This is a genomic window from Fibrobacter succinogenes, from assembly GCF_902779965.1.
Taxonomy (GTDB): domain Bacteria; phylum Fibrobacterota; class Fibrobacteria; order Fibrobacterales; family Fibrobacteraceae; genus Fibrobacter; species Fibrobacter succinogenes_F.
On the sequence record NZ_CACZDK010000011.1, the window covers coordinates 63,646 to 71,372 of the forward strand.

Sequence of the window (7,727 nt, forward strand, 5' to 3'; positions counted from 1 at the left end):
GTTGATGGATACTAGTTACTAGTGAATTTAAAAAATTTTCTAGCAACTAGTAACTTCAAGCTCAAAACTGCGGCAAAGCCGCATCATGCCTTGTGCCCTCCGATTTGTTCGTTGCGTTCACGAGTTGTGGCTCCTTCCTGCATATCCATACCCTTGAAAATCGCATTCTTGCCAAAGCGCTTTTTTATGGCAATTTGCGCAAGCATCATCTTCTTTTCGCGTTCGACTTTTTTCACATCCGTGAACAAGTCATAGCTCTCTTGTGTTGCGCTTAAAACATTATTCGCCGTCAAGTTCAAACGTTTCACCGAAAGCATCGGGTTCATGATGCGGTCCGCAAGTTTCATCACCGCTTCGGCAATCGTCGATACCGACGAAGTGTAATTCATGAGCGGTGCGGTTCCGTGCGCAGGCTTTGGAATTGTACGGCCATAACCATCAATGACCGTTTCGCCATGATAAATTCCTTTATCCACATTTTCACGGTCATAGCCCACATGGAGCGTAAGGCCATTCGTCACAAGGCCTTTTTCAACAAGATCAAGCGCAAGCGTATCAACCATTTCGCGAATAACAATTTTCGCTTTGGCTGAGTCGTAAGCGCAGCTCAGCACTTGCCCACCCCCAATGCTATGCGTCTTGGATTTGTAGCGTTTAATTTCGGCAATGCCGCATGGTTCATAGCCCCACGCATGGTCAATTAAAATTTCGGCATTCACGCCAAACATCTTGTATAGCGCATCGGGATTCTTGACACTCACACGCGCAAGATCGCCCATCGTAAAAATACCACGACCATTATTCAAATAGCAATGTTCCAGGCGCTCCGCAATACCGCGACCCAACTGCCAAAAGCTAGTCAATGGCCGATGGCTCCACAGTTCCCTGCGGTACGTCATCTCGTCAAGTTCCGCAATGCGCACGCCATCTGCATCCGGCGCCACATGCTTCGCCATCACATCCATCGCAATTTTGCAAAGATAAAGGTTTGTCCCGATACCCGCCGTTGCTGTAATTCCCGTCGTTTCAAACACATCGCGGATCATATCCTTCGCCAGTTCACGCGCCGACTTTTTATACAGCGAAAGATAATGCGTCAAGTCGATAAAACATTCATCAATCGAATAAACATGAATATCTTCTTCACTCACGTATTTCAAATAAACTTCATAAATGCGAGTAGAATATTCCACATACTTCGCCATTTGCGGAGGTGCCACAATGTACTGGATTTCTTCGCCAGTCCGTCGCTTGACTTCACGCACTTTCTGGATAACTTCGAACAAGCGCGCACGCCCAGGAATTCCATACGCCTTAAGGCTCGGCGTTACGGCCAAGCAAATCGTCTTTTCCGTTCGGCTGGCATCGGCAACCACCAAATTCGTCGTCAGCGGATCAAGACCGCGAAGCACGCACTCCACAGACGCAAAAAACGACTTTAGGTCGATTGCAACGTAAGTACGGTTTTCGCGTGGCAGTCTCATATTCTAAATATAGAATTTTACTGCACAAAAATTCACTTAACACAGCGTTGCAAATCTTTCATGCACAATGTGCAAAAAAGATTATCTGTACTTCAATTCGGGATGCGCTTCGTAATACGCGTTCTTGAAAGCGTACATGCGTTCATCAGCAAGGCGCATGGCTTTACGAATGTCCTTCTTGCCATAGCAAATGCCAATCGAGAAACGAACATCTTCCGTCTTTCCCGACAAGAAATGAGCACGAGCAACACGATTTTGTAGTTCATCTTCATCGATTTCGTTTACAAGAATCATGAACTCATCGCCACCAGCACGGTAAACATCGCCATCGCGGAACACACCCTGCAAAATCGAAGCCGCTTCGCGTAACATGCGGTCACCAGCAATATGGCCTTGTTCATCGTTCACACGCTTGAGGCCATTCAAGTCCACAAACAGCACAGCCTTCGGCACAGGTTCTTTTCCTTCAACAATCAAATCCACACGATTATTCATCACGTTTCTGTTCTTGACGCAAGTCAAGGTATCAATCGTGCTCAAGAATTCTAGCTTATTCAAAAGCTGATAGCTTGCAATTTCAGAAGAAAGGAAATACGTCGTAACTTCTAGAGTTTCCTTAATCTTTATAGCTTCTGCGACATTAAAATTAAGCACCCACATATAACCGAGATGCTGTTTGCCATGTCGAAGAGCGAACAACACGACGCTATGGACTTTCGCCTGTTCAAGCGTTGAAGCCCAGATCGGGTTTTGTTCCCGCAGTTTTTCCATATCGTGTTCATCTTTCAGAATAAGGCATGTACTGCCATCCAATGTGTCCGGCCACGTTTTTACAATTTCATAAAAATTATCAATGTAGTGCGATAACGGGAGTAAATCCGAACCAGGGCGAAGCGATTCCGCAAAGTTTGAACAAATTCTCTTATCACTGTCCACTAGCATAATGCAGCAATGATCGGAACCACAGATTTCACGGATATCTCCAACAACTTCTTGGAAAGCTTGTTTGACATCATCTGAGCCGCGCAACTTGATACATGCCTTCAAAACATCTGACGCCGTTTCTGCAGAAAGATCCGCCATCGCAGAAGAGTCCGCCTTGGGTGCAACGTCGTAACAATAAAAGCAATAACCGATATTTTCTTTGTCAGATTCCAGCGGCAACAGGAACATGTTAAGCCACAAATTCATCATGTAAAGATTCACATAAGCGTGTATCGGCTTGCCTTCACTAGCGCAGTGGAAGCAGAGATCTTCAAAATTCGGATTTTTCGGGAAGCAAGCCTCGTAAGGGCAGTCCGGCATAAACGGATGGTGCGTTAAGGCTTCGATGTCGGCACAATGCGCCTTGTTACCAGCAACAACGCGAATATTTCCATACGATCCATCAGGGAAATATTCAACAGACAAAACACAAGCCTTGCCCCTGTGATTCGACAGTAAATGATCAAAATTCATATAGATACTCCCAGCCGTTTGGGGTGAATTGTTTATAAATATATATCAATTTCACAAAAAAATTTTACAAAAAAGTCTACAACGCAAAGCAAAAATACCCTTATTATTATGCAAATAAGCAATAGAAAAACAAAGTGAGTGATTCATCATCAATTTTTCCTCTATATTGCAGAATTTATTGTTCAACATTAAATGACTCCGGTATTAATAGTCCGCTAAATTTTGATAATCCGTTGTCCAAGATTCTTCCAAAGATTGCCTAAGTAATCGTCCCTTAACCGCAAACGTTGCGGCAAAGTCGGAGTGCGGTCGTAAAGCATTTGCACATACTCATCTTTCCGCCCTGCAAAATCAAGAATCTCGACCGTATAAACGCTCGGAACTTTCGGATTGTAAGAATGACGGATAGAGACAATCGCTCCTTTGATTTTCAAATCATACGCTTCGCTAGAAATTCCAAGTTCAACCGATTCACCCAAATAAAGAACATCAACTTCATCCGTAAAAATATCGACAGAATGTTCCGTGAGCTTGGTCGTTACGCCTTCGACTTGTTGCCCATCGCCTTTGAAAAGCGTGATGAATTCGGCGGCAAATACTTTCACGTTTTCACCATCGGAATCGCGGCCAACGCCAAGGAACAAGCACATTGTCAAATAGTAGGTGTTGCGGATAAGCCAGAACAGCACGGCCAAGATGCCGATGTATTCAAGAACCACCATCATATACGTCATGCGTGCAATTCCCGCAAGCGTTAGCACCAAAAGAATTACAAACGGCACAAGACTCCGCTTGTCGATAACACGGCGCATACTCGACTTTTCTTTCTTGGTTACCTTGAACGTCGAAAGTGTAATCCCAAGCGATTCCTTGATAATCGGGAACAAGAGGAACGGCATCACAGAGGTTTCGTAAATACCGCTCCACTGCGCCGAAATTTTGCCTTGGCTCGTAATCCGCAAAGCAATAATCTGCATAAAGTGCATCGGGAGCCAGAAAAGAGCAAGGTCAATCAATGTACACTTGAAAATCGGAATGCAGAACACCGCAAACATCAACGGCGAAATCAAGTAGATTAAATTTTTGAGCGGCGAGAACCAGTAAAGCACGGAACTCAAATAGCTCAGTTTTTGCGAGACATTCAATTTACGGTTGCGTATAAACTTCAACTGCTTTGCTGTTGCAATCACACCGCGCCCCCAACGGGTGCGCTGTTGCACATGTTCTTGGAACGAAGATGGAGCAACGCCCGAAGCCAGCGCTTCAGAAAGTCCAAGGCTCACATACCCAGCCGATTCAATCAGCATGCCCGTCGCAAAATCCTCCGTGATAGACTTTGTATAAAATCCACCAATATCTTCGAGCGCCTTGCGTGAAAGAATTGTATTCGAGCCTCCATAAATAACGCTATTACTCGAAGTTTTTGCAGCTTCAATCACGTCATAGAAATAATCCTGTTCATTCGGAACAATCCGTTCTGCATAAAGATTGTGCTGAAAAACATCGGGCGTGTAAAAACTTTGCGGGGTCTGGATAAAGCCAAGCGGACGGCGATATTCTTCAGGCAAGTTCGCATTGATTCGCTCGGCATCAATAAAGTAAGGAATCGTCTTGAGCAAGAATTTGCGTTGCGGAATCATGTCAGCGTCAAATGTCACTATGTACGGAGAATGGCTACGAGCAAGAGCCGCATTCAAGTTTCCAGCCTTTGCACCTTCGTTATCCGGGCGGTCAAAGTAGCTTACGTCAAGCTCTTCGGCCAGCGCTCGCATTTCCGGGCGGCGGTGGTCATCGCACAAGTAAATATGGACTTTTGACTTGTCTGGGTATTCCATGAACTTGCAACCGACAATAGTCTTGCGCAAAAGTTCCACAGGCTCGTTATATGTCGAAATGAAAATATCGACATCAGGAAAATCTTCATCTGCAATTTCCGGGAGCGGATGATCACGCAACTTGAGCATGCCGCTATAATGAATAAGCGATTCTCCAAAGCCCAAAATTTCAACCACAAGCAGTACAGCACTACCAACAACAGCAATCCAACCATACGCAAACGGGATGGAACAAACCACGCGCCAACAAAGGTAAATCAACGTGCAAAACGTACTCAAGAAAAGGAACAAATCCCCTAAAATAACTTTTCCCGGCTTGGCATTAAATTTTTTCGCTGCAGCGCTATCGCTGTATTTAAGCAAGTCATCATACGTATAAATTCTTTTATCCTTAAAACGTTTTTGGAACTTGAGAATTACAAACACAATGACAAGAATGGCAAATACAGGCACCGCAAAAATACCCCAGACCATGTAAGGTTCTGTTCGCGCCAAAATCTTGAAATTCGATGCCGGGCTATAAACAAGCGAAATTTCATCGACATCCTGCCCTTGAAAAAGCGCCCTCGCAAATTGCCCCGAAAGCGTCAAATCATCATCCGTCAACGATTCCACTGCTCGGGAATCGTCCTTGATCATTGCAGACTCTTCTTCCTTGTTCGAAAGGCTCCAAACCGTATAGCTCAAGTGCAAGGAATCGAGTAAGGCGTACCAGAGCTTTGCACTTTCAAAGTCAATTTTTCCATCGCCCGATTCTTCGCTGAGGCCACTTTCAGAAATAAAAATTGGCGTTCCTTGACGAATAACATCGCGAAGCTTCGTACGGAAATCATCCTTGTGCGACGAAACGTAGAAATGGAACGAGTACATGACGTTACCAAAGTTCACCGGGTCCTTTGCCGGAAACTGGATTTCGCGAGAATAGTTCGGCGTACCGATAAGGATTAACGCATCGGGATTGCACCTGCGGATTACGGGAATGATGAGGCTTGCATATTCCTTGATATCTTCCCAAGTGCAGTCTCCATTTGGCTCATTGCAAATTTCAAAAATCACGTTCGGGACATTCGAATACTCCTTTGCCATCTGGTTAAAAAAGTTAATTGCTTCGGCGAGATTTTCGTTCGGGTTGTTGTCTTTGAGAATGTGCCAGTCCACAATCACATACATATCGTTTGCGATAGCATATTCAACACCCTTGCGCAAAATTTCGAGATTCTTTTTGCGGTCGCCATGCACATAGTCATCCGAATACATTGCAAGGCGGATAAGGTTCGTTTTCCATTCCGAACTCAGCTGTTTAAAAAGGCCGTTATTGACGTACTTCGGGAACCATGTAAGCCCGTGAGTGCTCGCGCCCTTGAGCACAACCATATTTCCATGCTCATCGTGAAGTTCAGTCCCCACAACATGAAGTTTGCCGCTTGTCGATGGGCGCGCGACAGGGGTCGATGCCACCGCAAATGACGGGGTCAAAAAGGCCAGCAACAAAGCCGCCCCAAAAAAGAACTTCCATATACACATAACGATAATGTAATATAATAAACAGAATATTGCAATATACTATTTCAAAGAAAAGCCCCTTAAATACTCTTTGAACGCCATATTTGGCACCCTATCTGAATTTTATTACCGGCATGGTAGGTCATTCTAACAAAAAAGCACTCCGCAATTTGCAGAGCGCTTTTTAACATTACTCGATTGTTGGAGATTATTTGCGGCCGCGGAGACGATTGCCCACAGCGCGGAGAATATCCTTGACCTGCTTTTCGCTAATCGTAGAGGATTCGCCACTCTTAGCAAGGCCCGTTACTTCGTGGAATTCCGTCAGCACATCAGTGCATTCTTCCGAAGCGTGAATATCCTGATCGTGGAGTTCAAAATCAAAGGCATCATCCGTTTCGCCATTTTCAAATTCTTTCTGATAATTCTTAAAGGCCTTAGTGCAATCATCTTCATCAAAAGTGTAAAGGAACTTGTGATCAACATTGCAAGTCTTACCCGCATAGGAAAGCGTATACTTGATAGCATCCTTCTCATGGGAGACATACTTCATTTCAAGTCCCTGAATGCTAACCTTGTCGCATTCCATCGTAACGGAAGACTTCGGGACCTTAGCGATTTCAGCCATAGTTTCTTGCATTTCGCCAAAATTCTGGAAGAAGCATTGCGTATTAATGTAATAAACATCGCTGTAATACGGGTCTTCGAGAATCACGCCTTCAATGAGAGCATTGTCTAAAGCCGAGGTCTTATAGAAGCTACCACTCGGGAACTTTTCACCAGCCATAGCCTTGAAATTATAAGCTTGTTTACCGTATCCATCGCCCAAATCAATTTTAGCGTTGTCATCGTCTACTTTCGCTATGGAACCGCGCGTTTCCACCAACTTCCACGAAGGTTTATTTTGATAGGCCTCGCAAGAACCTTTAGTAATTATCATGGTACCATCAGAATCATAATCGAATTCGCCCATCTGCGCAACAATGTAGTCTGTCGGAAGCGAAACTGGAGTCTGGGCCGAAGCACCATCATCAGATGATGACGACGAGCAAGCGCTCAGTGCAAGGGTTGCTGCGGGAAGGAGAGCCAAAAGCTTTTTCATATAGTCCTCTTAATTAAATTGTTTTTACAAATGTATAATAATTTTATGATTCCCGTATATACTTGATTGTATTTATTTTCAATCCAATTTACAATCTTTATTATAGCGAGACCAGTTTTCACACAAAAAAAACTTGCATACAACAAAACCCGCATAAAAGCGGGTCTTAAAAAATTTACCAGTCGTTGCGCCCTTCGTGCGCAAGACTTTGCGTTTCTGCTAAAGTCATGTTTAATTGAATTTAAAGTTCGCCTTACCAGTCGTTGCGCTCTGCGTGCGCAAGACTTTGCGGCTCTGCCAAAGCCATATTTAATTGAATTTAAAGTTCGCCTTACCAGTCGTTGC

The 7,727-nt window shown here is 44.4% G+C and carries 4 protein-coding genes; all 4 read right to left on the reverse strand.

The window, feature by feature from the left end; translation table 11 throughout:
- Window positions 1-83: 83 nt before the first annotated feature.
- Window positions 84-1,484 (reverse strand): DNA methylase, encoded by a 1,401-nt coding sequence (locus tag HUF13_RS07120; RefSeq protein ID WP_173474478.1) that lies wholly within the window; start codon window positions 1,482-1,484, stop codon window positions 84-86.
- An 81-nt stretch (window positions 1,485-1,565) separates the two neighbouring features.
- On the reverse strand, window positions 1,566-2,942 hold the full coding sequence (locus HUF13_RS07125; RefSeq protein ID WP_173474479.1) for a diguanylate cyclase domain-containing protein: 1,377 nt from the start codon (window positions 2,940-2,942) through the stop codon (window positions 1,566-1,568).
- Window positions 2,943-3,157: 215 nt separating this feature from the next.
- Window positions 3,158-6,253 carry a cellulase family glycosylhydrolase gene (locus HUF13_RS07130; protein WP_304038914.1) on the reverse strand — a complete coding sequence of 1,032 codons (3,096 nt, stop codon included), beginning with the start codon at window positions 6,251-6,253 and terminating at the stop codon, window positions 3,158-3,160.
- Between the two features lie 235 nt (window positions 6,254-6,488).
- Entirely contained in the window at window positions 6,489-7,382 is an 894-nt protein-coding gene (locus tag HUF13_RS07135; RefSeq protein WP_173474481.1) for a hypothetical protein, read from the reverse strand.
- Window positions 7,383-7,727 lie beyond the last annotated feature (345 nt).

Excerpts from the sequence above, each read along its gene's own strand:
- HUF13_RS07120 (WP_173474478.1), bottom strand. The coding sequence starts at position 1,484 with ATGAGACTGCCACGCGAAAACCGTACTTACGTTGCAATCGACCTAAAG.
- HUF13_RS07125 (WP_173474479.1), bottom strand. The coding sequence starts at position 2,942 with ATGAATTTTGATCATTTACTGTCGAATCACAGGGGCAAGGCTTGTGTT.
- HUF13_RS07135 (WP_173474481.1), bottom strand. The coding sequence starts at position 7,382 with ATGAAAAAGCTTTTGGCTCTCCTTCCCGCAGCAACCCTTGCACTGAGC.